The following is a 24,024-nucleotide window of genomic DNA, read 5'->3' as shown; positions in this document are numbered from 1 at the left end:
TGGCCCGCTGCTTTCACAACAACCATTCAATCGGCAAATGCCACACCAGTCGCACCATCAGCCGCTGAAACCAGGTACATTGCGGCTCGTGAATATGCACCACCTCACCGGCCTCACCCGGATATTCCACCCAATTCACCCGGCCCCATCCATCAAGCCGTAACATCCAGGCACGGTCCCGCATCCCCTGAATAAAGCGTTGATGAGTACGCTGCGCCAGGGTGTCGCTCTCAATCACCAGTCCCATTTCGGTGTTAAGCACCGCTGAACGAGGATCGAAATTAAACGATCCAATAAACACTTTACGATTATCCACGGTAAAGGTTTTGGCATGCAGACTGGAACCGGAGTTCCCGGTTAGCCCGCGATCGTGGGGCGCGTCGCTGGCATTGGCCTGTGGTTTCAGTTCGTATAACGCGATGCCGTGACGGAGCAACTTTTTGCGCCAGCGCGCATAACCCGCGTGCACCACGCTGACGTCATTAGCGGCCAGTGAATTAGTCAGAACCGCGATTTTGACCCCACGCCGTTTCAACGCCAGCAGCTGTGCCACACCAGCCCGCGTCGGGACAAAGTAGGCCGAGATAATGTCGAACTGCTGTTGTGGCGTTCCAATCACCTCCAGCATTCGCTGTGGCAGCAAAGAGGAACGCTTCGCTTTGCCCAGCCCTTTGCGCGGATCATCGCTTAACAAGCGCGTCGCAGCCCAGGTCATACTCAGCGTCCCCTCTGCCATCTGACCAACAAATGGGGAGTGATCCAGCCGCGCCAGATAACGCTGTACCGCCTCACTATCTTGCCAGGCTTCCGGCAGTCGCACGGCCTGGTGCTCGCCGCGCACCTCCACCACGCTGCGTAATGGCAACACGGCTTTGCTGCGCCAGTAGCGCTCAAAATCCTGCGCCACTTCCGGTACCACCGGGCCGATGACCATCACGTCGAGATCGGTGAACAACGGCTCATCACCGGTGCCAAAATATTCATCGCCAATATTTCGCCCCCCCACCAGGGTGATGGCACCGTCCACCGTCAGGCTTTTATTATGCATACGGCGATTGAGGCGGGCGAAATCGGTCAGATAGCCCAGCATACGCAAGGTGCGAAACGAGAAAGGATTAAACAATCGCACCGCGATATTGGGATGGCGGTCCAGTTCGGCGAGGGTTTCATCGAGGCCGGGCGTGTTGTTGTCATCCAACAGCAGCCGCACCTTAACGCCGCGTTCCGCTGCATCGAGCAGCGCGCTGAACAGCAGGCGGCCTGACATGTCGTTTTGCCAGATGTAGTACTGCACATCGATGGTGTTTCGGGCCATGCCCATCAACAGATAACGTGCAGCAAACGCATCCAGCCCATCATTGAGAGGATGGACGCCACTCATCCCCGGATGGCGCGCGCAGCGTGCATCCACAATTTCGTTAAGCCAGTTTCGCTGATTTTCCTCAGAATGGCGTGGTACGGCTTCGCTCATACAGGTTCCCTGCAACACATAATCTTCTTATTGTTGGTGGCAGCACAGCGCATCGCAATCAGAGGCTTCCGGTTGCAGCGGCTGGCCTGCGCTTAATTTAGTCTAGACTTAGCGGGACGATCTGCATTCGGCGTTCCCCGTGAGGAGAGGAAAAATGGCGCAACACCCCCTTGATCCCCCATCCCCGCGCTATCAGCCCCGGCTGTTTCGCAGTTTTTTTCAGGGTAGTTTTCCCTGTTCGACTTCCCGTCGTGCCGGAGGGCGGCGACTGGATATGGTGATCAGTAGCGGTCATGACATGCTGCTGGAGAAGGATTATGCCGCGCTGGCGCAGGAAGGGTTGCGCACCGCGCGCGATGGCGCACGCTGGTATCTGATTGAGTCCACGCCCGGCGAATATGACTGGCACTCTTTTCTGCCAATGGTGCACGCCGCGGCGCGCCATGATCTGCAAATCATCTGGGAACTGGCGCATTTTGGCTATCCCGACCATCTCGACATCTGGAGTGCCGCCTTTGTCCAGCATTTTGAACGCTTCGCCCGCGCGATGGCGCAGTTGATGCGTGATGAAGGGGTGCAGCAACCGTTTTTTACGCCGATCAATCAAATCTCCTTCTGGTCGTGGGCTGGCGCCGATGTCGCCTGGCTCGATCCCTATTCCAGTCAGCGCGGCAAAGAGCTGAAGCGTCAGCTGGTACGCGCATCGCTGGCAGCGATGCATGCCATTCGCGAGATCTATCCGCAGGCGCGTTTTGTACTGACCGATCCACTGGTACAGGTTGCCACCGACCCCGCGAATCCCGACAGCAAACCCTATGCCGACGCGCAACATCAGGCGCAATTTGAAGCCTGGGATTGGCTGGCCGGACGCGACGCCCCGGAACTGGGCGGCAGCGAAGATTTCCTCGATATCCTTGGACTGAATTACTACCCGGATAATCACTGGTTTTTCCCCGGTGAACCATTGCCGGTAGATCACCCTGCACGATTGCCCTTACATCGTCTGCTGTGGCAATGCTGGCAGCGTTATCAGCGCCCGATGCTGCTGGCCGAGACCGGTGCCGAAGGCGATGCCCGTGCGTCCTGGTTCCATCAGGTGAGTGAAGAGGCAATGCTGGCGCTGGATGAAGGGGTGGCGCTGGAAGGGATTTCGCTTTATCCGGTGGTGGAGTATCCGGCGTGGGCCGATGACCGGCGTTCGCCCGGTGCGTTATTTGGTTTGGGTGATCCCAACGGCAATCGCACGTTGCATGAGGGTTTAGCGCTGGAGTTGCGCAGTCAGCAAATTAAGTGGCAAAAACGTCAGCAAAGTTAAGATTGTTGCGAGTTGGGATGTTTAGGACCGCAGGTTTGTACATCAAGGGATTGATCGGCAGGATGGCGCACATCGGTGAGCCAGGTCATGGTAAACAGGAACACCACACCAATCAGACAGGCAGAAAGCAGGCCTATTATGGCAATCAGTTTGTCATCTCGGGATTCCATCGACATCTCCTTACAGGCTTCCGATACCCGTTGCAGCAAGCCTTAGCTCATCCATAACGTCATCATCAGGACAAAGATTATAAGGGTAACCGAGGTCACTGCAAGTACCACAATGGCAAACTGCGCATCGTCCAGCGGCTGCCGCAGGGGTTCGTCATGATCGTCAGGTGGCGCAGGTGAACTCATGTTAACTCAGCAAAAAATAAAGGGATCGACCGACTGGATTACCGTTCCGAGTGTAATAGAAAGCCAGCAAAATGAAAACGGGGCGCAATCGCGCCCCGCTGATGGGATTAGAAATCGTAGGTGAGTGAGACTTTGACGGTACGTGGCTCCCCTTGCGTCAGGTAAGTGCCACTGTCGTCGACGTTCGCCCAATATTTCTCGTTGGTGACATTATCCACTCCAACACGCCATACCATGTCGTTTTGGTTGACCTTCATCCGGTAGCGCAGCCCCAGATCCAACGTGGTGTAATCGTCCATTTTCATGGTATTGGCGAGGTCAGCATACTGTGAACCGGTATAGTTCAGCAGAGCGGTTGCCGTCAGGCCATCAACTGGTTTGATATCATATTCAGCGCCCAGTGCCGCAGTGAAACGGGGTACGCCAATCGCGTTTTTACCATTTTCGTTGCTGTCACCGGTTTTGGTCATATCCGGATCGATCCAGGTTGCACTGCCGTTCAGACGCAGACCCAGGAGCGGTTCACCAAATACGTTCAGTTCCACACCACGGTTGCGCTGTTCGCCATTCAGTTTGTAGACGCCGTCGTTCAGCACACCGACCGGTTGCTTGATTTCGAACAGCGCCAGCGTGCCACCAATACGCCCGTAGTCTGCTTTCACTCCAACTTCGTTCTGTTTGGCATGCACAATACCCGTCACGCTGCCGTAGTTAGAGGCAGTGAACGGCGCAGCCGTACCCGGCGTGAGTGATTCAGTATGGTTGGCATACAGCGAGATATTGCTGGTCGCTTTGTACAGTAAGCCATATGCCGGTAACCAGCGGCTGCTGTCAAAGCGTGTTCCGGTATCTTCCACACCATCATAGCCGTAGTTACGCACCACCACTTTCTGATGGCGTGCACCTAAAGTCAGCAGCAGCGAATCATCAAAGAAGCCCAGCGTATCACTCAGCAGATACCCCTGCGAACGTGAACGATAAGTCGTTAGCGGATCGCTGAATTTGGTGCCCCCAGCGAAGACGGTATCCGGTTCCGCCACATCATGCGGATTATAGATGTTGATATCCGCATCGTTACCCGAAGACATGCGATAGGTATTTTTCGCATTCGAGGTCATTGCCGAGTAACCGATGTTGACTTTGTGCGTCACAAAACCGGTGGTGAAATCACCACGGATGCCCACGCTGCCACTCATGGTGTCCTGAATACGGTTAGTATCGAAACGGCCGATAGTGGCGTTGCCAGCGCGATCCAACACTTTCGGCGTGCCGTAGTTACCAATTTCGTGCGTGTGCTGCGCACCCAGCGCACTATAGACAGTCCATTGATCATTGAGATCGTATTCAGCTTTTGCCAGGCCGAATTCAGATTCGATATCACTGAATATCCAGTTCTGGCTGTAGTTGGTGCTATTAGAAGGTACGTCTGGAATAAAGTCGATACCGCCAATATTGATACCGTTGCGGGCATCATGGAAGGTTTTCTTCTGATACCCCACATCCAGCGAGGTACGCAGACGATCGCCACGGTAATCAAGACCCAATGAAGCAGCGGTGGTGCGTTTCTTTTCACCGTCAACACCGGTTTCACCTTCACGGTGAACAGCATTCAGGCGCACGCCGAACTGGTTATTATCACCAAAACGACGGCCAATATCTGCGGTGGTGCCTAATTGCGAATCTGAGGTGTAATCCACACCCACGCGCGTCAGTGGTGTGTCTTCAGCATGTTTTGGTTCCAGGTTGATCATGCCACCGACACCCGTCTCGGCAGATCCGTTCAGCAGCGCGTTAGCCCCTTTGAAAATTTCCACCCGGTCAATCAGTGAGGCATCCATCACCTGACGCGGCACGATGCCTGCCAGACCACCGTAAGTCATGGCATCACCATCCAGGCGAAAACCACGAATACGATAGCTTTCAGCAAAGTTGCCGTAACCCTTCACATTCTGCACGGTGGCATCGTTACGAATCACATCGGCAATGGTTTTTGCCTGCTGATCCTGAATCGCTTTGGAAGTAAAACCGATCACGTTGAACGGCACATCCATGGCATTTTGTTCGCCCAGCATGCCGAGACGGCCACCGTGCGCCACCTGACCATCCAGGTAAGCGGGAACCAGATCGTTACCGCCAGGTTTGAAATCAGTCTGCGGTGTCGCTGTCACCGTCAGTGTCTGCTGTTCTTTTTTTGCCGCATCTGCGGTGGTGTTGGTGGTAGCAGCCATCACTGGCAAACAACCGGCACTGACCATTACAGCCAGCAGTGTCGGTTTCAGTCCGGGATTGAAAGGCGTAGTGCGCATGGATATCCCCTGATACAAATTTAATTGATAATCATTTTTATTGCGGTTTGCGATTATGCTGAGGACTGCGCCGAATGCAAGAAAAATCCAGGCATTTTCTTAACGAATTCCAGACAGGGCATGACAGAAAATTGATGTTGAAACGTAGCGGCGCGATTTATCGCGCGCCTTTGACTTTAATGCTACAGACAAATAACGCGCGATAAATCGCACCGCTATGGGAATGGTGGCGTTACATCCCTCGCCAACGGCGGAACACCAGAGACGTATTAATGCCGCCAAAAGCAAAGTTATTTGACTGGATATAATCCGTTTCGAGCTGACGAACTTCGCCCATGATGTAATCCAGCTTTCCGCATTCCGCGGCGGGCTGTGTCAGGTTCAGCGTCGGCACAAACCAGCCTTCACGCATCATCTCAATACTCATCCAGGCTTCCAGTGCCCCACATGCCCCCAGCGTATGGCCGAAGTAGCTTTTCAGGGAGGAAATCGGCGTATTTTCGCCAAACACCGCAGCGGTGGCCTGACTTTCGGCAATATCACCGCGATCGGTAGCGGTGCCGTGGGCATTAATGTAGCCAATTTGCTCCGGGGTCACTCCCGCCATTTGCAAGGCACGCTCGATGCAAATTTGCATGGTTTCCCGCTGCGGCTGTGTGATATGCGCCGCATCGCAGTTGGTATAAAACCCGACCAGTTCGGCATAGATCGTCGCCCCGCGCGCCTGCGCATGTTCCAGCGACTCAAGAATCAGGGTGCCGGCCCCTTCACCAATCACCAGCCCATCGCGCTGCTGATCGAACGGGGCTGGCGTCAGTCCAGGCGTCGCGTTTTGCTGGCTGGTGGCAAATAAGGTGTCAAACACCGCCGCTTCCGAAGGGCAGAGTTCTTCGGCTCCCCCGGCGACCATCACCGTCTGATAGCCGTGACGAATCGCTTCCCAGGCATAGCCGATGGCCTGGCTGCCCGAGGTACAGGCGCTGGATGTCGGGATGACACGACCACGCAAGCCAAAAAACAACCCGGCGTTCACCGCCGTGGTGTGCGGCATCATCTGCACGTAAGTGGTACCGGTAATATTGTTGGTGTGTTTTTCGGTCAGCATGGTGGCGAACTCACTCACCGGCCCGGTACTGCCGGTCGAGGAGCCGTAGGCGATACCGGTTTCCCCGCTGGTCAGTACCGGATGATCAATCAACCCCGCCTGCTCCAGCGCCAGTTCCGTGGCGCGGGTCGCCAGCAGCGACACCCGCCCCATGGCACGAATGCGTTTGCGGGTGTAGTGATCCGGGAGCGTAAAATCGTCCACTGGCGCGCCCAGTTGCGTATGCAGACCATCGTAGATCTGCCATTCCGGCATGTTACGCACCGCGTTTTTACCCTGTTTCAGGCGCTCAGCCACCGCAGACCAACTTTCACCAAACGCCGTGACACCGCCCATTCCGGTGACTACCACACGTTGCATCACAGCATACCCCCATTGATTGAAATCACCTGACGCGTGACATAACCCGCGATATCCGACATCAGATAGCTGGCCAGGCCTGCCACCTCCTCGGCTCCCCCCATACGTTTCATCGGGATCAGCTTCAGTGCTTCGTCGATGACCTGCGGTTCCAAATCGGTCATACCGGTATCAATCAATCCCGGCGCGATACAGTTGACGGTAATTTTACGTTTAGCCAGTTCAATGGCCAGCGCCTTGCTGGCACCGATAATGCCAGCTTTGGCAGCGCTGTAGTTCACCTGCCCGCGATTGCCCATGATGCCCGAGACTGACGATAAGGTGACAATCCGCCCCCCCTGGCGCAGGCCGATCATCGGCATCACACAAGGCTGAATCACGTTATAAAAACTATCGAGATTGGTGTGGATCACGCTGTCCCATTCTTCATCGCTCAATGCCGGGAAAGCCGCATCACGGGTAATACCGGCATTGCTCACCACGCCATACCAGGCACCAAAGCGGGCGATATCCTGCTCCAGCGCTGCGCGCGTTGCCTCCCGCTGCCCGACATCAAATTGTATGGTGCGACCGCTACCGCCCGCCGCGATAATCTGCTCCAGCGTTTGCGTTGCGCCGGCGGCGTCACGGTGATAATGCACCGTCACATGGAAACCATCCTGCGCCAGCCGCAGGGCAATGGCACGCCCGATTCCTTTACTTGCGCCGGTTACTAAAACGCTACGTGTCATGGCTGATGTCCTTGTAATAGTCGTTGTAATTCATCGTCATCGGGTTGATAAGTGTTAAGGCGGCCAGTCGCCAGACACTCAGACTGATGACTAATTTTCCCTTCAAAACTGCCAAGCCGGTCATCACGCATCAGCAAATGCATCTCCACCTGCAAATGCGCTCCGGCTGGAAAAGTGGCTGCTATCGGGCGATACCCCCGCCCGCCGAGCAACATGCCGGGGCGGATCTGAGTTTCCCCCTGCTGCCGGGCATGAAAACCCGACCAGACGCCCACGGTCTGCGCCATGATCTCCACACCGAACCAGGCGGGCAGCTCCCCTTGCGGCGTCAGAAACGGTGCCAGTACGCCCTGCCCGTCAATGGTCACTGCGCAGATGACATGGTCAGCACTGACTGCGATAACACGATCCAGCAGCAACATCGGCGCACGGTGCGGTAAATATTCACTTACCGGCAGAAAATCAACCATCGACGCGTCCTGTAATCAGGCAGGTATTGTTCCCGCCAAAAGCAAATGAATTAGACGCGATAACCGGACGCCCCAGCGGCACTGGTGCGGTAATCAGGCCACAATCCGCTAAGGTGGTGTCACGTTCCGCGTGAGAAAAATCCTGTGGAGGCAGCGGTAAATGTTGCTCCAGCAGCAGCAACGACAACGCGGCTTCGGTGGCACCGGCTGCGCCTAGCGTATGTCCCGTGAGGTGTTTGGTGGAGCTACAGGGTACGCGATCACCAAACAGCCGCTGCACCACGGCGGCTTCCACCTGATCGTTCAACGGTGTCGCGGTGCCGTGCAAATTGATATAACCAACCTGCTCTGGTGCTAAACCTGCCTGCTGCAACGCCATTGTCATTGCCCGTTCTGCTCCCACACCTTCCGGGTGCGGTGCCGACATATGCCAGGCATCCGACGACTCGCCAACACCCAGCAGCGCCAGGGGCTGAGGCTCGCGCGTTAACAACAACAACGCTGCCGCTTCACCAATCGAGATCCCGTCACGATCGCGGCTGAAGGGCGCACAATGGTGTTCAGAAAGTGATTCCAGACTGGCAAAGCCGTTGATCGGCATACGGCTGAGCGAATCCGCCCCGCCCACCAACGCCACATCCGCCAGGCCTGCCGCAATCAGGCGCTCGCCGCTAATAATGGCGCGCGCGCTGGAAGAACAGGCCGTGGATAGGGTATAAGCCGGGCCATCCAGTTGCAGATAATGCGCCAGGAAGCGTGAAGGATCGCCCAACTCCTGCATCCGGTAGTCATAGCCGCTTAAGCCGGCACTAACCTGACGATCCCCCTCATCAACCCCCGAGGTGCTGGTGCCAAGGATCACTGCCACACGATCGCGACCGTACTGCGCTACCGCTGCCTCCACCGCCGGGCGAATCTGCGCCAGCGCAGCCAGCAGCAGTTGGTTGTTACGGGTGTTATGCGCGGCCAGTTCGGTGGGGATGGTGGGAAGCTCGCCCAGAACTTCGCCAACCCAACAGCGTTTCCCCGCCAGCAACCAGCTCTCGCGCGGCTGCATCCCCGGTGCTTCGCCCTGTTGCAATTGGGCAGCGATCTGCTCGAGGCTGTTGCCAAGTGCATTAACCATGCCGTAAGCCGAGATGTAAATCATGATGCGTCCAGGTGTTGAATCTGAATTTGATAACCAAAAGCGCGCTGATCAATGCTGATCGGCTCACGTTGCGTGCCACGTTGCATATAACGGATCAACGTCACCACCGTACCGGATGGATCACGCAGCTCGCGCCGATCGCCAATATCCTGCAACTGCCAGCCTTGAGGTAATTGTGGCTGCCAGGCGCTGATCGGCCAGTGGCTCAGCATAATATCTGCCAACACCTGGCTGGCGGGCGGCATCTCCGGCAGCGCCATCATCTGTTGGGTATGAATGCCGGTCGCATCATACGTGACGCGGAACAGACGAATGCCGAGCGACGATAACCCGGCAAGGCTGATATGTTGCTCATCCGCCGCCAACAGCACCAGCAACGATTGCGTTTTCCCTTTAACGTGACCGGTTAACAGCTGCTGCTGTTCGAAAGCCGGTGTAATCCCCGGAGCCGGTAACGTGACGCGTACCCCCGGTTTGAGCCACGCCGTTGGCCGATGAGTGGGCTCTGTCTGACGGGCGCAGCCACCCAGCAGCAGTGCGATCAGCAGAAAAATCAGGCCCTTGTTCATGATTGCTTCCTTTTCCGGGGGGCCAGCGCCAGTGGCGCCAGTAAGAATGCGCAGAAGATGCCACTGCACAGCACCACGCCAAAGCTACTGATGGCGCTGGTACTGCTGAACACCAACATGCCCAGCGTCAGCAACGTCGTCATCATTGCCAGCGTCACTGCCAGCATTGAAGTCAGCGGTGTGCCGCGCGGGTTACTGAAGAACAGCGTGTAATTGATGCCGATACCCAGCACCAGAATCAGAGCCAGCAAGGCAAAAAGATTGAGACTGGCCCCAATCCAGCCAAGCGTCGCCAGTGCCGCCGCCAGCGAAAGCCAGGAGGGTAACGCGCTACGCAAGCCAGCTTTCAACCCCAGCCGTATCACATAACTCAGGGTGATCAATAGCAACGCTAACGCCAACAGTCCGCTCAATAATGTGCGCCAGAAACCAAACAGCTGGTCATAGCTGGCTTTGCGATCAACCCAGCTGACACCAGGTTGTTGCGCCGCCAGTTGTGCCAGTGCCGCACTGTCACGCACACCATTCACCGGCACCAGCACGCTGCTGCGTCCATCCGGCAGCGACAGCCACAATAAACGCCAGCCTTCACTCAACGGACTTGCCAGCCAGTTTTCCGGCGTCACTGGCATGGCGTGCAGATCGGCTTCTGCCAGCGTCACGCCCGCTTGCTTCAGCCGTGCCGTAATGGTGGGGGCTGCTTGTGCCAGCAAGGTCAAATCCTGCTGCTGTCGTGCCAGCGAGTTAAGTGGCAGGATACGATACCCTTCCAGCCATCGATGCTGCCGGGCCTGCTGTAACGCAGGAGCCAGCTCGCTCACCCGTTGCAGCGTTTGCTGCGGGTTATCCCCCCACACCACAAACCAGGTTTGATCGGCCTGCTGCCCGGTAAGCTGCGCCAGTTGCCGATCCTGGGCCAGTAGCTGCTGTGGTGCGCTTTGCAGATGGGCAATATCATCATCCACCCGCAGTTGCAGGATACCGAGCAGTGCATACATGGCGACCAGTGCCGGTAATCCCCACATCAGCACCTGCTGGCGTCGCCAGGCTGCGAGCCAGCGGGCCAGCCACACCATGCCGGGGATCGGGCGCACCGGCAGCCCCCGCACCAGCCAGGGGTAGAAGCAGATCACCGTCAGACAGGAAGCACTCAGGCCACTGGCGGCGAATACCGCCAACTGGCGCAGTCCGGGAAAGGGAGCCAGCAGCATCAGCAGCCAGGCGATGGCGGTGGTGGCCAGCGCCAGCAGCAGGGTGGCACGCACCTTCTGCAAACTTTGCCAGGGCGATGCCTCATTGCCGTGCACCATGCGCTCGGTCAGGTAGTACAGGGTGTAATCCGCCGAAATGCCAACAATACTCAGGCTCATCACCAGCGTGGTGAGATGCAACTCGCCAAAACACAGCAAGGTCGCTACCGTCCCCGCCATCGCGCCAATCGCCACCGACAATGCGCACAACGCGAGCGGTCGCAGCGATCGGAACACCAGCCAGATCAGCAGCAACAATCCCGCCAGCGTCGCACTCCCCAACGTCTCGACATCATGCTGCGCGCGCTGGCTGGCATCATCGCTAAATAACACCGTGCCCCGCGTCAACAGCCGGGCATCCGGCCAGCGCGTTTTCAGTTGCTGCTCCAGTTGGTTCAGCGCCGTCACCAGTTGATGACTTTGCCGGATACTGAAGGCATTGCTGTCCAGCTCGCCGTGCAAAAAATACCAGCGCCGCTGCTGTGGGTCATTCACCGTCAACCAGCCATTGTGCAGCACCATTTTGCTGGCATTTTGCTGTAAGGCCAGCTGCGCCCCACGCACCAGCAGTAGCGGATCGTGCTGTAACTCCTGGCTGCTCACGCCGGCGAAAGCGGAAAACAGTTGTGCCAAAATCCAGTCTGCCTGGTCTGCCCCGCCGCTTTGCAGCCGCGCACGCGTGGCGTCGTCAATCAGACCATTGCGATTCTGCCAGGCGAAGGAACCCCAGCGCTGCATTTGCTTATCGTCCATTGCGCCACTGACTTGCTTCAGTTCCGGTAAAGCCTTGAGCTGCGCCTGCCACCAGGCCGCCACGGCATCACCGTCATCGGCGTTACTGCTCACCAGCCAGACCAGCTGACGATCCAGACGTTGCATAAAAGCCTGCTGAATCTCGGCAGGAGCCTGGCCGAGATTCTGCTGCGGCAACAGCGCCAGCACGCTGCTGTTTAGCTGGCTACGCGGTAACAGGCAGGCCAATGCGATAGCCAGCGCCATGCAGACCGTCAACCACACCAGCGCCAGATTTTTTTCACGGTGTCGGAGCAAAACGCGCGCGCTCCTCATCGGTCAGATGGCCGGGTTCGGTCCGGGTATCGCTCAGGGTGATATCGGTTTTATCTCCCTGCTTATCGTCCAGCTGGATGCGGTTAAGATACGCGTCCCCCTGCAACTCGATACGGTTGAAAATTTTATTCAGTGGTGCCGCTTTCGGCGTCAGTCCCAGTTGCCAGTTTTCATTGCCCTTATCCTGAAAATCGAGGGTGAAATTCTCTTTCAACACTTTTTCATCAGCCTGGAACAGGGCGCGTAGCAGATGATTAAACTGGAACATTTGTGGGTTGCTTTCAGCCGTGATCACCTGTGGTGGTTGACCGCTCATGCTTTGCACCATGCGTTTATCATCCAGAATCAGCGTCATCGGGAAAGGCGTATTCTGTTGCCACCACAGCCCTTGCTGTTGGGCAATCAGCAGCTGTCCGCGTGAGACCAACGGCTGCGCCATTCCGGCGATGGTGCGTACCTGCACGAAGTTGGCACGAATAACCGGCTGACTGGCAAAACGTTGTTGCAGTTGCTCAAGGGTCACCGCATGCGCGGCGACGTTCCACAACAACAGCAACGTCAGCAAAAATCGTTTCACGGTTGTACCCCCAGACGTTCAAACAATATGGCGGGCGAGACAAAACACATTTCCTGCGTGGCCTGATCCACCGCCACCTGAATGGTGTGGGCTTTGGTGGTCAGTTGTCCGGCGGCATTGTGGATGTGGTAATCAATCCGCAAACGGTTTTCATATTCCACGATGGTCGCGCTGACCCGAATGCGCTCTTCGCAGCGCAGTGGCTGACGGTATTTCACCCGCGTATCTACCACTGGCCAGACGTAACCACTGGCGGCCATCTCGTGGTAGCTGTAATTCACGCTGCGCAACAACGCCTCGCGTGCCGCTTCAAAAAAGCGGAAATAATGGCCGTGCCATACCACTCCCATTGGGTCGCAGTCGTTAAACGAAACCACAATTTCCACCTCGGCACGGTGGTTCGGCTCACTCATCGCGACTCTCCTCTCCCGGTAAGCTCCAGAAATCATAAAAATTAAACCAGTCCAGCGGAGCCAGAAAGGCGTGATGCTCCAGACGTTGCGCATAGCGATCCACCGCCTGCTGCAATGCCTGCTGACGAGTGGCACGGGGCAGCGATAAAGGGGAGGCAAAGTTTTCGCAATACACCCGTAATTTGCCGTGCTGCTGCAAGGCAAACATCAGCAAAACCGGACAACGTAGCGCGGCTGCCAGTAAAAACGGTCCCTGTGGAAACGGTGCTGGCTGGCCGAGAAATTCACTCCAGATCACGCGTCGCTCACCGCCACGCTGGCGATTGACCGCTGTGCGATCGCCAACAATCGCCACCCACTCCCCGGCGTCCAGTTTTTGTTGCAGCAGGATCGCTGTATCCGGACCCATATCGGTGACCGGCATCAGATTAACCCCTGCCTGCGGCGCGATACTTTCCAGCACTTCGCGAAAGCGTTGCGCGTTATCGGTAAACACCAATGCGTTGATCACCAGGCCGCTGACCTGCTTCGCCATGGCGCGGCACGCTTCGATATCGCCCAGATGTGAAGCCAGGATCAGATGCCCTTTGCCATCGGCGGCACGAATGACCTCTTCCGCCCCTGGTGCGAAATCAATATCACGTCCCCACTGCACATCACCGCGCCAGCTCGCCACCTTATCCAGCATGCTGTAACCGAAGCGCAGAAAATGGCGGTAACTATTGAGGGGTGCAGGCAACCTGAGATGTTGCTGTTGCGCACAGCGCTGAATCTTTGCCAGCCACTGCTGTGACGCCGCGCGCGCATGACGTCCGCTGAGCCAGTACACCGCAACCACCGGCCACAGCAGCAGCACAAAAGGTCCCCGCCCGGCATGTTGATACAACCACAACATAAACCGCAGCCCCCATTGACCCCGACGTTCCGGGGTTGCCGACCAATGGCGGTCACTGCCCCGCTGACGGAGCAACTGTGGGATGCGCGGCAGCATGCCGAAGAATAAACGGGTGTGCATCCACGAGATGCGCAGATTGTCGTGCAACGCATCAAAATGCGACACACCGGTTACCGGATAGGTCACGCGCGTGGACAGAAAGCGGCTCGGCGTACCCTGCCAGTAAAGGCGCACCATGATTTCGGTATCAAAATCCATCCGCTGCCCAATCGGCTGGCGATCGCATAACGCCAGCGATGGCACCAGCGGATAGACGCGGAAGCCACACATGCTGTCTTTTAACGAAAACGAGAGCGTCTCTATCCAGACCCAAAAATGGGTGATGTAGCGGCCATATAAACGTGACTTAGGAATCGAGGCATCATACAGCGGCTGACCGGAAATCAGGCTGTGCGGATAGCGCCGTGCCTCCTCCAGCATACGAGGCGTGTCTTCCACCTGATGTTGACCGTCCGCATCCAGTTGTAATGCATGGCTGTATCCTCTGGCTGCGGCAACGCGCATTCCGGCGATCACCGCGGCACCCTTACCTTGATTGGCTGACAACCGATGGACATGCAGATCGGGCGCGTTGAGATCATCAATTAGCTGGCGGGTTTGAGCATTGCTGCCATCATCCACGATGATAATTGGCAAATTAAACGGTGCCAGACGTTGCAACACCGACGCCAGCATCGCGCCGTGGTTATAGCAGGGGATCAGCACACAGGGAGAAAAAGGTTCACTCAGCACAGGCGAATCTTCCCACTGCTGGCGATAGGTTGGGCGCCGTCAGACAGTAACCGATATTGAAAACTGAGCAGGGATTTCTCTGCCAGCCAGTTGAGCTGGAGTTCCAGTTCAGCGTCCGGTGGCACTGGCTGCTGAAACTTGATGTTCTCAATCGACGAGAAGGCTTTGCCTGGCACCAGACGCGTCAGCCCGTAATAGAGCACCCAATCGAGTTGCGCCACACCGGGTAAAATAGGGAGCGTCGGAAAATGGCCCTGAAACCATAGCAGGTCGCCAGGTACACGCAATCGCAGCGTCAGGGCTGTCTCCTGTTGCTGCACATCAAGTTCAATCGGCAACATGAAAAAGCTCCTCAATTTGCGGCCAGGCGCGCTTACTTTGCGCGGTAACCGGGATGGTCGTCACCACACGCCAGTAGCGAGGCATCGCCACCGGCTCCAGCCAGGGTTGCAGCGCCTGTCTCCAACGCTGTTTGCAGTGTGACAGCGCAGCGGGTTCAGGAAGCTGTGCGATTGCCAGCACCACGCCAATCGCCTGGCGACCATGACGCTGAATCGCCAGCGCTGCCGCATCGTTCACACCCGGCAAATCCAACAGACGTCGTTCGATTTCGCTCAGTGAGACGCGCTTATCTTCGATTTTTACCACCCGATCCTGGCGGCCAGCCAGTTGAAATCGCCCCTCCGACTGCGGCAGGATACGGTCGTCCAGCGCACAACCTGCGGGTGTTTCCAGCAACGGGGAGAAAACACGCCAGTGCGCATTTTCCTGACGACATAGTTCTACTGCCGGGAAACATTGCCACGGCGTCTGCTCAGCACTGAGATAACGCCAGGCAATCACGCCGGTTTCAGTGCTGCCATAAATTTCATCGACGCTACAACCCAACCATTGCTGCGTGCGCTGTGCATCGGGCCAGGGTAACGCCCCGCCGGCGGAAACGATTAACGCACAGCGCGGCAGATGCAGTGACGCGTCCAGTCGACGTAAAAATGCCGGGCTGCTGATAAACGCATAACGGCGTGTAGGGGTCTGATCAGCGAGCTGTTCACTGTAAAACAACTGCTGCGCGGCAAAGGGTAAACCCAGTGCCATTGGCAACACGATTCGGAAACTCAGGCCATAGAGATGCTGATGGCTGACGGAGGCAATGACATGGCTGTGTTGCAGGCGCTCTCCCCACAACGTGGCCAGCCATTGCGCTTCAAGGTCCAGAGCGCGAACGGATTTCACCACCGGACGTGGCGTTCCTGTTGAGCCAGAAGTAAACAACACCAGGGTTGCGTCAGCTGCAATCGCAGTCAGCTCCCCTTCCGCCTGCGCGCCATCCCAAAGCAGATGCGGCAACGAAATGGTCAGCGGCATATCGCTGATCACCCCATCGATATTGGCCGCCATCTCTTCCAGTTGTGCTGCCCGGCAATGACCCGGGATCACCGGGGTTTTTCCCAGATGCCATAACGCCAGCAGGGCGACGGTGAAGTGATAACTGTTGTCGAAGCACAACGCCCAATGTTGTCCCGGCTGCGTCTTGATACGTGCAGATAACGCAATCACCTGTTGGCGCAGCGTGGATAAGCGATATTCCTGCTGGCCTTGCCAGGCCACCAGGCGATCCTCTGCGTTGAGCCAGTTGGCGATGGGCTGTACGTTCATGCCTGTTTCCTCATCCGCTGACGCAGCAGCCATTCGCCGCCCATCAGCATTCCCATCAGCAGATAACTGATGCATCCATTCCAGAGTGTCCATAGCGCGAGATCCGCCCGCAGGCAGGTCATTAACGCCACGCTGCCGTTAAAAACAAAAAAAAGGCACCACATCTGAGTCACATGTCGGGTGTAGCGCACAGCACGAGGCGGTAGCTGCGGTTCACGTAACCGGGCGATGCGTTCCACCAGCGGCATGCCTCGCCATAATGACGTGCCAAACAGCAGCAACATCAGGGCATTGACTACCACCGGATACCACAGCAACAGATGTTGCTGGCGCAGCACCAGGCTGGCAAGACACAGCAGGCTTCCCACCAGCGCCAGCAGCAACCCACCTCGCGCCAGGGCACCGTGAGACTTACGTAAGCTCCAGCCGCGCAGCACAAACAGCACCGCAAGCACCAACAACAAGGCGCGCCAGTGCGGATACGTCAGCGCCAGCCAGACCAGCAACGGCCATGCGAGCAGGGCGATGCCATTCAGCAGACGCAGTGCCGCACGCATTTTGTTCTCAGGCTTCACGCATCAAATGGTCAACGGCATCCACCACATCCTGCACGGTACGCACCGAGCGGAAAATTTCCGGTTTGATCTTGCGACCAGTACGTTTTTGCAGGTGCACCACCATATCGACGGCATCAATGCTGTCGAGTTCGAGGTCCTCATACAGACGCGCATCCGGACGAATGTCGTCAGCATCAATTTCAAACAATGAGGTCAGCAGCGCCGCAACTTCCTGGTAAATCTCGTCTTTATTCATCATATTTACCGCTCTCAGGCTTGCTGTTGTTCAATAAACGCAGCCAGCGTGGCCACGGAAAAAAAGTGCGCGCGCAACGTTTCACTTTCAGCGGAGAGCTGAACGCTAAAACGATTCTTTACCGCCAGTCCCAGCTCCAGAGCATCGATGGAGTCCAGCCCCAATCCCTCGCCGAACAGGGGGGCATCGGTGTCAATATCATCAACGCTGATATCTTCCAGATTCAGCGTGTCGATAATCATTTGTTTTATTTCGTTGTTCAGTGATTGCATAACTTACTTTATCTCGTCAGGGACCAGTGCCTGTTGCAGGTGGCGCGTCAGGCGACGCGCTGCCAGCGGCTGCGCATCTTCATTGGCTTCGCTAAAGCTCTGGCTATCAATACGCGATTGTACGCGTACAGTAAAAAGGGGTTTAACCGGCGGAATCTGATACCAGCGACTTTGTTTATCCAGCATACGCTGGGTGCAGCTGATATGAACCACGCGCAGATCGCATCCGGCGCGGACCGCTATATTCGCCGCGCCGCGTTGCAGTTTCAGGGGTTCGCCATAACGGGTGCGGGTACCTTCAGGAAAAATCAGAATGGTATCGCCGCGCGCCAGGCGTTGCTGACTATCCGGCAACAGCGTTTCTGCTTCGCTGTTGATCAGGTAATCGGCAGCACGAATAACGCCGCGTAAAAAGAAGCTGTGCTGCAACTCGGCTTTGACCAGGCAATCCATCTCCGGTAACACCGAGGCAATCATCACGTAGTCGATGAGTGAGGGGTGATTGGCCACAATCAGGCAGCCGCGATCCTGTTGCAGTAACTCCGCCCCTTCAATGCGGTAGTCGTATACCCCAACCCATCGGCAGAAGCGTAAAAAACAGCGGAAACTGCACGCGATGCTGCGACGCGCAAGCTGCCGCCGTCGCGTCGCGTCGCGTTGCACCAGCAGTAGCACATTGAACCAGATCAGGGACAGCAGTAAGCCTCCCACACTGAACAAGGTAAAACTTACGGCGGTCATCACCAGCCGCCAGTAATAATTGAAGCCTGAACGTTGCAGTGACAATGTGTTATCAGCCATGTTCACGCTCCCACTGCCAGCGATGGCGTTCACCCTGAATGCTAAACGCTACCTGCTGGCTTAACAGACCATGCAGGCACAGCAGGCTCTGTGGCAGAGTATCGGCCTGGTCAGTGTGTCCGGGTTGGGCCTGACAGCGCCACATGGTACCCGTTCCCAGCAACAACGCGACCGCATAAGGTGCATTGAATGGCATCTGCGCCAGCCAGGGACGATAATAGTCCGGGACCTGCCCGTCAAAATCCACCAGCAAAACCTGCTGATAACCCGCCTGATGTAAGGCGGCCACTTCAATCAGCCCTTGCTGGAAACTGTCCATGCCTGCCGCAACGGACGTCGCAACCAATGGCTGACGTGCGGCAATGGTCAAACTGCCAACCGCCGAGTTGTGAACCGACATGGCGAAATCGGTAGGCGATAGCGCTTGCTGATGTGCCAGCGCCGTGAGGATGCGCAGATTACGCTCCAGCTCCCCATGACGGCTGGTAAAGACCACCGCATCGACCTGCTGACGGGACAACAACGCCAATCCACACTCCACCGCCGCACGGCTGCCATTGCTCAGGCGACGGGCAGTCATCATCGGCAGAAATTGTGATTTTGCGAGAGGTTGCGTGGCATCAATCAATGGGGGCTGTTGCGCCCACTGGTACCAGTCGCTGACCAGGTCAAGCCCGGGCGCCATAGCGTGCCAGTCAATTAGCGTGTAAGCGAGTTTCATACCTGCATTCTTTCATGAGCTATAGGGACGGTGAAATTGTCACTGTGTGGCATCCCTTCCTTGCCTGACTCCCGTCATCCGGCAAATCTCTGCCAACATCAGTTGGGCCAACGGCCCAGCTGATCATATGTCGGCAGTATACTGATTAACTTTATCTACGTATGGTCGAGGCGACTATTTTGCAGCCTGTGCCGCAAGGCGCAGTTGGATATCCTGGTCAAGGTTGTGAACCCAGCGGTTGTAATTACGGTGAATCTGACCACCACTGGCCAACAGGTTCTGGCTGCCTACATATTGAATGCTGTAGCTCTGAGGGGTGTAAGTCACGCGAATGTCAGCTGAGTGACCGCGCTGTGCCAGGCGGCCATTGATCACGCCAGGTCCGGCAGGTGTCATTACCCACTGGCGACTGATGCCCGCCTCAATAATGGCGCTTTTCATTTGGCTATCGCTGTAATGCTGGCTCAGCGACTGGTTGATATTATCGATTGGCTGGGTGCGTGATACGCATCCGGTTAACAGCACTGCCGCAATAACCAAAGCACTACCCAATGTTTTCTTCATCATTTCCTTTTTTTCCCTTGTCATGGCAACCCACTAAAGCGGCCGCGCGTGTAAAAAAACCTACACTCTTCCGTAAAGACAGCGTGAAATGGCGCGGATAATACCATTTATTGTAAAGACAAGTAAAAAAAAGCATGAATGACTCAAAGACCCGAAGCAAGCCTTTAAAAGTCAGATAAATCGCTGATGGTGCAGACATCCCTGCCAGAAAATGCAGTTATCGGGCAATGATTAACCTTTCCATCCTCCTCCCAATGCCCGATAAAGTTCGATTTGCGCCAATAAGAGGGTGTTTTTCACACTGACGACGCTGAGTTGGGTGTTGAACAGGGTACGCTGGGCGTCCAGTTCATCAAGGTAGGAGGCGTAACCATTTTGATAGCGGTTACGGGCGATGCGCAGCGCTTCGCTGACGTAGTTTTGCTGTTTCTCCAGTTCCGTCAACTGTTCCTGATTGCGACGAATCGCATCCAGTGCGGTATCCACTTCGGCAAAGGCATTTCTCACCACTTTTTCATAGCCATACAGCGCCTGATTGCGTGTCGCCATCGCCACATCAACTTGTGCCGTCAGGGCTTCGCGGTTGAGAATCGGTGCCAGCACGCTGCCGCCAATGCTCCACAGACGGAATGGATTCGCCAGCAATTCATGCAGATGATAACTTTCCAGGCCACCGCTGGCCGTGAGATTCAGGGTGGGCAGCAATTGCGCTTGCGCCGAAGCGAGCGAGGCATCGGAAGCCAATAACTGACGCTGCGCCTGAACGATATCCGGACGGCGGTTGAGCAGTTGCGACGGTAACAGGTTCGGCAGCGTCTGCGGCATCACCTGGTTGAAATGATCGGCGCGGGCAATCTCTCGCGGGTTCATCCCTACCAGTACGCTGAGGGCATTTTCCTGCTGGGTAATTTGGTGCTGCAACTGCGGCACCTGCGCTTTGGCCGTTTGATACTCTGACGACGCCTGCATCCACTCCAGCCGTGACGAGTAGCCGGTTTCAAACTGACGCTGCGCCAGCCTGAGCGAATTGGCGCGTGAGGTCAGCGTATCCTCGGTGACGCGCAACTGTTCATCCAGGGCACACAGGCTGAGATAACCCGATGCTACCGAACTGGCAACGGTTAATTCCGCCGCTGAAGCCGCCGCACGTTGGGCTTCCAGTGAAGCCTCAGCCGCGCTGATGCTATTGCTGCGGCTGCCCCACAAATCCACCTCGTAATTGGCCTGTAATGATGCCTGAAACACCGCATTCTCATAAGGCAAACCGGTAGCCGCAGAGATGGCGCGCTGATGCGTGGCGCCTGCCCCTACCGTCAGACTCGGGTAGTCATCGCCCTGTGCGGCGCGCAGTTGCGCACGATATTGATCGACACGGGCACGGGCGGTGAGAATATCGCTGTTGTGCTGCAACGCCTGACTGACCAGGCGGTTGAGGTTGTCATCACCAAAGGCACGCCACCACTGCGCTTCTGGTGCAGCGCCCGACCCCACCTGCTGACGCCAGCTTTCCGGAATCGGCAAGGAGGTCGGCGCTTTGTCCACTTCGGTGGCACAACCGCTCAGCCATAAGGCGGCGAGCGTTGTCAGCAGCAACCGACTCATAGTTTGTCCTCGCGCGGCTCTGCCGCCGTGTCGATATCCACCTCAACCGACATCCCGGGACGCAGTTGCTGTAAATCACCATGTACCTTGATTCGCACCGGAATGCGCTGCGCAATTTTGACGAAATTGCCGGTGGCGTTATCCGGCGAAATCGCGCTGAACTCAGAGCCTGCAGCAGGAGAGATGAACTCCACCGTGCCGTCGTAACGCTTGCCATCCAGCGCATCCACACGAATGGTCACCGGCAACCCTGGCCGGATACGTGCCAGCTGCGTCTCTTTCAGGTTGGCGATCACCCATTTATTGTCCGGCACGACTGACGTCAGGCGCGTGCCTGCCGTGACATAGGTGCCTTTGCGCACCGACAACTGGCCGAGTTGGCCATTATCCGGGGCAATGATGCGAGTATTGGCGAGATCGATCTCCGCCAGCTCCAGCGCCGCCTGTGCATTGGCGACATCCCCCTCGAGCGAAGCGCGATTCACAATCACCGTTTGCAGATTCTGCTGCGCAACCGCCAATTGCGCCTCGGCCTGACGCACCTGCGCCTGCGCCTGGGCATCCGCTGCGCGTGCCGCATCGCGCTCCCGTACCGATAAGGAGCCGTCGGCGGTAAGATTTTCCACACGTTTCAGGTCAAAACCACTTTTCAACGCCTGCGCTTTGGCATTGTCCAGAGACGCCTGGTTACTGACGATGGTGGCTTGCGCGCTTTTTCGCTGCTGCTGATTGTTATTCAATGCCGCTTGTTTCATCGCCAGTTGCGCCTGTGCCTGATGCACCCGCTGGCGATAGATACGATCATCAATGGTCATCAGCAACTGCCCTTTTTCCACCGGCTGCAAATCCACCACGTTGACTGACGTCAGATAACCGCTGACTTGCGGGCTGATAAACGTCACCTGCCCCCGGACGTAAGCGTTCTCCGTTGACTGGATGGTGCTGGTGAATGGCCACAACTGCCAGGCATACAGGATCACCAACACCCCAACCAGCACGATGCCGCTGCCTGCGGCAATTGAGAGGATACGTCGACGGTTGATGCGCTCACGCTCTGCGGCCTGAAGATCGTCCTGTTGACTCATGATGTCTCCGTTCGGTTAGCTGCTAATGCCTGCTGGCGCTGTTCCGCCAGATTGCGCCGTGCCTGACGCCAGTTGAGATAACGCAGGCGCGTCAGACGCCATAACACCCACATCAGGGTCATCAGCGCCAGGCCCGCTGTCAGGTAATAGGTATCGTTGTAAGCCAGGATATTGGCCTGCAAAGTAGAAACGGTTTGCAGCTGACTGCCGCTTTGCGCACTGAGTAGCGAGCCATCAGGGAACTGACCGCTGAATAGCGCGCTGTACTGGCTTAAACGCTCAGTCACGTTGGGATTGAGTTGCGACAGTTGATCACCGAGCAGGCTGGAGTGATATTTTTCGCGCCACGTCTGGAAAGTGCCGAGGATCGCCGCACCAATCAGCCCCCCCAGGTTCTGGCTCATACCGAACAACACCACAAAGCTCACCAGGTTTTTCGGCTGCGTCACCACGCTGCCGATGCCAAACAGCATGGCAGGCGTCATAAAGAAAACGCTGCTGAAGCCCAATAAAAATTGGCTGAAATACATGTTATCGCCGCGTGTCAGCGGGCTGGATTGCGCGTCCATCAGTGAAGCGATGATCATCACCACCAGCGAGAAGACAATTGGCCAGCTGAGATGGCTGGGCCTGATGGTCAGCGCACTCAGCGCCATGCCAGCCATCACGCCACAGATAATTGCCAGTGCCATACCGCGCATCTGGTCATTAAGCAAACCCAGTTGCTGCAAGAAACCCACCGCACCCGTGTTTTGCTCCGCCAGTACGATGCGCATCATAATCATCACAATTCCCAGCCGGATCATCATGCCGTTACTGAGCCAGCGGGTGTTAATCAGCGGATTTTGCCGGTTATGCTCCAGCACCACGGCGGTGACAATCAACACCAACGCAATGGCCAGCGCGATGCCCAGCCACGGCGTGGTAAACCACCATTCAATGCGTCCCAGCGACAGCACCGCGCAGATCAGCGCCATGCCAGGCGCCAGCAAAATAAAGGTGAGAAAATCGAGTTTTTCGAAAGCTTTAATACGATCACCCGGCGGCAGTTTCACTACCAGCACGCACCCCAGCGCGATCATTGCCAGACCCAGTTCAAACAGATACAACCCCCGCCATTCATCCAGCTGCAACAGCTCAGTGGAGAACAACCGCGCCAGCGGAATTGCCAGCTGCGAGGCAGTCAGACCGATGACCAGCGCTTTCAGGCGGTGCTTCGCGGGCCACGCCTGGATTTGGTAGTAGATACCCAATGAACTGAGCGCCGCGCCAACCATGCCATGAGCGGTACGTACGATTATCGCCGAGCTGAGATCGTTAGCCAGCAGATGGAAGAACGCCACCAGCACGTACAGCACCAGAAAGGCCTCGGTAAACAGTCGCAGGCCAAACTGTTGACGAAACTTCACTAGCAACAAATTGATGGAAATATTGCCCATCACATAAACCGCCGGTAGCCAGGCGATTTCGTTGGAGTACGCACCGAAGGTGCCTTGCAGATTGGTGAGATTCGCCGTGACCAGCGCATTGCTGAGTGCGCCGGTGAGGGAGATCAGCATACCTATCAGACCGAAGGCAATGCGTTTCGCCGGTGAATGGAGAGGCGTAGAGGGTGACCCCGGTAGCATCGGCTTTTCATGCGGTAACCATTCACGCTGGGCATAGGGGTTACGCTTTGCCAT

The 24,024-nt window shown here is 56.7% G+C and carries 25 protein-coding genes; 1 reads left to right on the top strand and 24 read right to left on the bottom strand.

All coding sequences use genetic code 11. The annotated features are described in order from the left end of the window. Positions 1-13 precede the first annotated feature (13 nt). Positions 14-1,471: a phospholipase D family protein gene (locus AC6I8N_RS08090; protein ID WP_497830464.1), complete on the bottom strand. Its 1,458-nt coding sequence runs from the start codon at positions 1,469-1,471 to the stop codon at positions 14-16. 154 nt (positions 1,472-1,625) lie between these two features. Here AC6I8N_RS08090 and AC6I8N_RS08085 point away from each other — a divergent pair, with 154 nt between their 5' ends. Then, complete coding sequence (locus AC6I8N_RS08085) at positions 1,626-2,786, top strand: hypothetical protein (protein ID WP_036627705.1); 1,161 nt, start codon at positions 1,626-1,628, stop codon at positions 2,784-2,786. Here the strand turns inward: AC6I8N_RS08085 and AC6I8N_RS08080 are convergent. The 23 genes from AC6I8N_RS08080 to AC6I8N_RS07970 all read right to left on the bottom strand — a co-directional run bounded on the left by AC6I8N_RS08080 (position 2,783) and on the right by AC6I8N_RS07970 (position 24,024). Continuing rightward, the gene (locus AC6I8N_RS08080; RefSeq protein WP_013508613.1) at positions 2,783-2,956 is read right to left on the bottom strand and encodes a hypothetical protein; all 174 of its coding nucleotides are present in this window, start codon (positions 2,954-2,956) and stop codon (positions 2,783-2,785) included. The genes AC6I8N_RS08085 and AC6I8N_RS08080 overlap by 4 nt on opposite strands. 42 nt (positions 2,957-2,998) lie before the next feature. Next, entirely contained in the window at positions 2,999-3,142 is a 144-nt protein-coding gene (locus AC6I8N_RS08075; protein WP_013508612.1) for a hypothetical protein, read from the bottom strand. Positions 3,143-3,249: 107 nt separating this feature from the next. Further along, complete coding sequence (locus tag AC6I8N_RS08070; RefSeq protein WP_208725228.1) at positions 3,250-5,448, bottom strand: TonB-dependent receptor; 2,199 nt, start codon at positions 5,446-5,448, stop codon at positions 3,250-3,252. A gap of 232 nt (positions 5,449-5,680) precedes the next feature. Next, positions 5,681-6,913 carry a beta-ketoacyl-ACP synthase gene (locus AC6I8N_RS08065; protein WP_497830463.1) on the bottom strand — a complete coding sequence of 411 codons (1,233 nt, stop codon included), beginning with the start codon at positions 6,911-6,913 and terminating at the stop codon, positions 5,681-5,683. Continuing rightward, positions 6,913-7,644: a 3-ketoacyl-ACP reductase FabG2 gene (locus AC6I8N_RS08060; protein WP_021186049.1), complete on the bottom strand. Its 732-nt coding sequence runs from the start codon at positions 7,642-7,644 to the stop codon at positions 6,913-6,915. The genes AC6I8N_RS08065 and AC6I8N_RS08060 overlap by 1 nt, the downstream gene beginning before the upstream one ends. Beyond that, a complete protein-coding gene (locus AC6I8N_RS08055) occupies positions 7,641-8,114 on the bottom strand; it encodes a hotdog family protein (RefSeq protein ID WP_021186050.1) in 474 nt (157 codons plus the stop codon). The genes AC6I8N_RS08060 and AC6I8N_RS08055 overlap by 4 nt, the downstream gene beginning before the upstream one ends. Beyond that, entirely contained in the window at positions 8,107-9,264 is a 1,158-nt protein-coding gene (locus AC6I8N_RS08050; protein ID WP_497830462.1) for a beta-ketoacyl-[acyl-carrier-protein] synthase family protein, read from the bottom strand. Before AC6I8N_RS08050 ends, AC6I8N_RS08055 begins: the two co-directional genes overlap by 8 nt. Continuing rightward, complete coding sequence (locus tag AC6I8N_RS08045; protein WP_415175119.1) at positions 9,261-9,833, bottom strand: DUF3261 domain-containing protein; 573 nt, start codon at positions 9,831-9,833, stop codon at positions 9,261-9,263. Before AC6I8N_RS08045 ends, AC6I8N_RS08050 begins: the two co-directional genes overlap by 4 nt. After that, positions 9,830-12,151: an MMPL family transporter gene (locus AC6I8N_RS08040; RefSeq protein ID WP_497830461.1), complete on the bottom strand. Its 2,322-nt coding sequence runs from the start codon at positions 12,149-12,151 to the stop codon at positions 9,830-9,832. Before AC6I8N_RS08040 ends, AC6I8N_RS08045 begins: the two co-directional genes overlap by 4 nt. Further along, the gene (locus AC6I8N_RS08035) at positions 12,117-12,728 is read right to left on the bottom strand and encodes an outer membrane lipoprotein carrier protein LolA (protein ID WP_497830460.1); all 612 of its coding nucleotides are present in this window, start codon (positions 12,726-12,728) and stop codon (positions 12,117-12,119) included. The genes AC6I8N_RS08040 and AC6I8N_RS08035 overlap by 35 nt, the downstream gene beginning before the upstream one ends. Further along, the gene (locus tag AC6I8N_RS08030; protein ID WP_415175116.1) at positions 12,725-13,141 is read right to left on the bottom strand and encodes an acyl-CoA thioesterase; all 417 of its coding nucleotides are present in this window, start codon (positions 13,139-13,141) and stop codon (positions 12,725-12,727) included. The genes AC6I8N_RS08035 and AC6I8N_RS08030 overlap by 4 nt, the downstream gene beginning before the upstream one ends. After that, on the bottom strand, positions 13,134-14,828 hold the full coding sequence (locus AC6I8N_RS08025) for a glycosyltransferase family 2 protein (RefSeq protein ID WP_497830459.1): 1,695 nt from the start codon (positions 14,826-14,828) through the stop codon (positions 13,134-13,136). The genes AC6I8N_RS08030 and AC6I8N_RS08025 overlap by 8 nt, the downstream gene beginning before the upstream one ends. Then, on the bottom strand, positions 14,822-15,169 hold the full coding sequence (locus AC6I8N_RS08020; RefSeq protein WP_497830458.1) for a 3-hydroxyacyl-ACP dehydratase FabZ family protein: 348 nt from the start codon (positions 15,167-15,169) through the stop codon (positions 14,822-14,824). The genes AC6I8N_RS08025 and AC6I8N_RS08020 overlap by 7 nt, the downstream gene beginning before the upstream one ends. After that, positions 15,156-16,484 carry an AMP-binding protein gene (locus AC6I8N_RS08015; RefSeq protein WP_497830457.1) on the bottom strand — a complete coding sequence of 443 codons (1,329 nt, stop codon included), beginning with the start codon at positions 16,482-16,484 and terminating at the stop codon, positions 15,156-15,158. The genes AC6I8N_RS08020 and AC6I8N_RS08015 overlap by 14 nt, the downstream gene beginning before the upstream one ends. Then, entirely contained in the window at positions 16,481-17,041 is a 561-nt protein-coding gene (locus AC6I8N_RS08010) for a COG4648 family protein (RefSeq protein WP_497830456.1), read from the bottom strand. Before AC6I8N_RS08010 ends, AC6I8N_RS08015 begins: the two co-directional genes overlap by 4 nt. Before the next feature lie 7 nt (positions 17,042-17,048). After that, positions 17,049-17,300, bottom strand: coding sequence for an acyl carrier protein (locus AC6I8N_RS08005; RefSeq protein WP_497830455.1), 252 nt, complete (start codon positions 17,298-17,300; stop codon positions 17,049-17,051). Positions 17,301-17,311: 11 nt separating this feature from the next. Beyond that, positions 17,312-17,569, bottom strand: a complete 258-nt coding sequence (locus AC6I8N_RS08000; protein WP_021186061.1) for a phosphopantetheine-binding protein — start codon at positions 17,567-17,569, stop codon at positions 17,312-17,314. A gap of 3 nt (positions 17,570-17,572) precedes the next feature. Further along, a complete protein-coding gene (locus AC6I8N_RS07995; RefSeq protein WP_021186062.1) occupies positions 17,573-18,370 on the bottom strand; it encodes a lysophospholipid acyltransferase family protein in 798 nt (265 codons plus the stop codon). Beyond that, entirely contained in the window at positions 18,363-19,091 is a 729-nt protein-coding gene (locus AC6I8N_RS07990; RefSeq protein WP_497830454.1) for a beta-ketoacyl synthase chain length factor, read from the bottom strand. Before AC6I8N_RS07990 ends, AC6I8N_RS07995 begins: the two co-directional genes overlap by 8 nt. A 174-nt stretch (positions 19,092-19,265) precedes the next feature. After that, on the bottom strand, positions 19,266-19,658 hold the full coding sequence (locus tag AC6I8N_RS07985; RefSeq protein WP_152521917.1) for a hypothetical protein: 393 nt from the start codon (positions 19,656-19,658) through the stop codon (positions 19,266-19,268). A gap of 228 nt (positions 19,659-19,886) precedes the next feature. After that, a complete protein-coding gene (locus AC6I8N_RS07980; protein WP_497830453.1) occupies positions 19,887-21,257 on the bottom strand; it encodes an efflux transporter outer membrane subunit in 1,371 nt (456 codons plus the stop codon). Continuing rightward, positions 21,254-22,342, bottom strand: a complete 1,089-nt coding sequence (locus tag AC6I8N_RS07975) for an HlyD family secretion protein (protein WP_021186066.1) — start codon at positions 22,340-22,342, stop codon at positions 21,254-21,256. The genes AC6I8N_RS07980 and AC6I8N_RS07975 overlap by 4 nt, the downstream gene beginning before the upstream one ends. After that, positions 22,339-24,024, bottom strand: a complete 1,686-nt coding sequence (locus AC6I8N_RS07970) for an MFS transporter (protein WP_497830452.1) — start codon at positions 24,022-24,024, stop codon at positions 22,339-22,341. The genes AC6I8N_RS07975 and AC6I8N_RS07970 overlap by 4 nt, the downstream gene beginning before the upstream one ends.

The organism is Pantoea sp. X-Soil-TKNS-1279 (assembly GCF_059730565.1).
Note: the sequence above shows the minus strand (reverse complement) of the source record. Positions and strands in the feature narration are given on the sequence as shown.

Coding starts and splice junctions, on each gene's coding strand:
- AC6I8N_RS08055 (WP_021186050.1), bottom strand. CDS start 8,114: ATGGTTGATTTTCTGCCGGTAAGTGAATATTTACCGCACCGTGCGCCG.
- AC6I8N_RS07985 (WP_152521917.1), bottom strand. CDS start 19,658: ATGATGAAGAAAACATTGGGTAGTGCTTTGGTTATTGCGGCAGTGCTG.
- AC6I8N_RS07975 (WP_021186066.1), bottom strand. CDS start 22,342: ATGAGTCAACAGGACGATCTTCAGGCCGCAGAGCGTGAGCGCATCAAC.
- AC6I8N_RS08065 (WP_497830463.1), bottom strand. CDS start 6,913: ATGCAACGTGTGGTAGTCACCGGAATGGGCGGTGTCACGGCGTTTGGT.
- AC6I8N_RS07970 (WP_497830452.1), bottom strand. CDS start 24,024: ATGGCAAAGCGTAACCCCTATGCCCAGCGTGAATGGTTACCGCATGAA.
- AC6I8N_RS08040 (WP_497830461.1), bottom strand. CDS start 12,151: ATGAGGAGCGCGCGCGTTTTGCTCCGACACCGTGAAAAAAATCTGGCG.
- AC6I8N_RS07980 (WP_497830453.1), bottom strand. CDS start 21,257: ATGAGTCGGTTGCTGCTGACAACGCTCGCCGCCTTATGGCTGAGCGGT.
- AC6I8N_RS08050 (WP_497830462.1), bottom strand. CDS start 9,264: ATGATTTACATCTCGGCTTACGGCATGGTTAATGCACTTGGCAACAGC.
- AC6I8N_RS08020 (WP_497830458.1), bottom strand. CDS start 15,169: ATGTTGCCGATTGAACTTGATGTGCAGCAACAGGAGACAGCCCTGACG.
- AC6I8N_RS08005 (WP_497830455.1), bottom strand. CDS start 17,300: ATGATGAATAAAGACGAGATTTACCAGGAAGTTGCGGCGCTGCTGACC.
- AC6I8N_RS08030 (WP_415175116.1), bottom strand. CDS start 13,141: ATGAGTGAGCCGAACCACCGTGCCGAGGTGGAAATTGTGGTTTCGTTT.
- AC6I8N_RS08060 (WP_021186049.1), bottom strand. CDS start 7,644: ATGACACGTAGCGTTTTAGTAACCGGCGCAAGTAAAGGAATCGGGCGT.
- AC6I8N_RS08075 (WP_013508612.1), bottom strand. CDS start 3,142: ATGAGTTCACCTGCGCCACCTGACGATCATGACGAACCCCTGCGGCAG.
- AC6I8N_RS08015 (WP_497830457.1), bottom strand. CDS start 16,484: ATGAACGTACAGCCCATCGCCAACTGGCTCAACGCAGAGGATCGCCTG.
- AC6I8N_RS08000 (WP_021186061.1), bottom strand. CDS start 17,569: ATGCAATCACTGAACAACGAAATAAAACAAATGATTATCGACACGCTG.
- AC6I8N_RS08045 (WP_415175119.1), bottom strand. CDS start 9,833: ATGAACAAGGGCCTGATTTTTCTGCTGATCGCACTGCTGCTGGGTGGC.
- AC6I8N_RS07990 (WP_497830454.1), bottom strand. CDS start 19,091: ATGAAACTCGCTTACACGCTAATTGACTGGCACGCTATGGCGCCCGGG.
- AC6I8N_RS07995 (WP_021186062.1), bottom strand. CDS start 18,370: ATGGCTGATAACACATTGTCACTGCAACGTTCAGGCTTCAATTATTAC.
- AC6I8N_RS08090 (WP_497830464.1), bottom strand. CDS start 1,471: ATGAGCGAAGCCGTACCACGCCATTCTGAGGAAAATCAGCGAAACTGG.
- AC6I8N_RS08010 (WP_497830456.1), bottom strand. CDS start 17,041: ATGCGTGCGGCACTGCGTCTGCTGAATGGCATCGCCCTGCTCGCATGG.
- AC6I8N_RS08080 (WP_013508613.1), bottom strand. CDS start 2,956: ATGGAATCCCGAGATGACAAACTGATTGCCATAATAGGCCTGCTTTCT.
- AC6I8N_RS08070 (WP_208725228.1), bottom strand. CDS start 5,448: ATGCGCACTACGCCTTTCAATCCCGGACTGAAACCGACACTGCTGGCT.
- AC6I8N_RS08085 (WP_036627705.1), top strand. CDS start 1,626: ATGGCGCAACACCCCCTTGATCCCCCATCCCCGCGCTATCAGCCCCGG.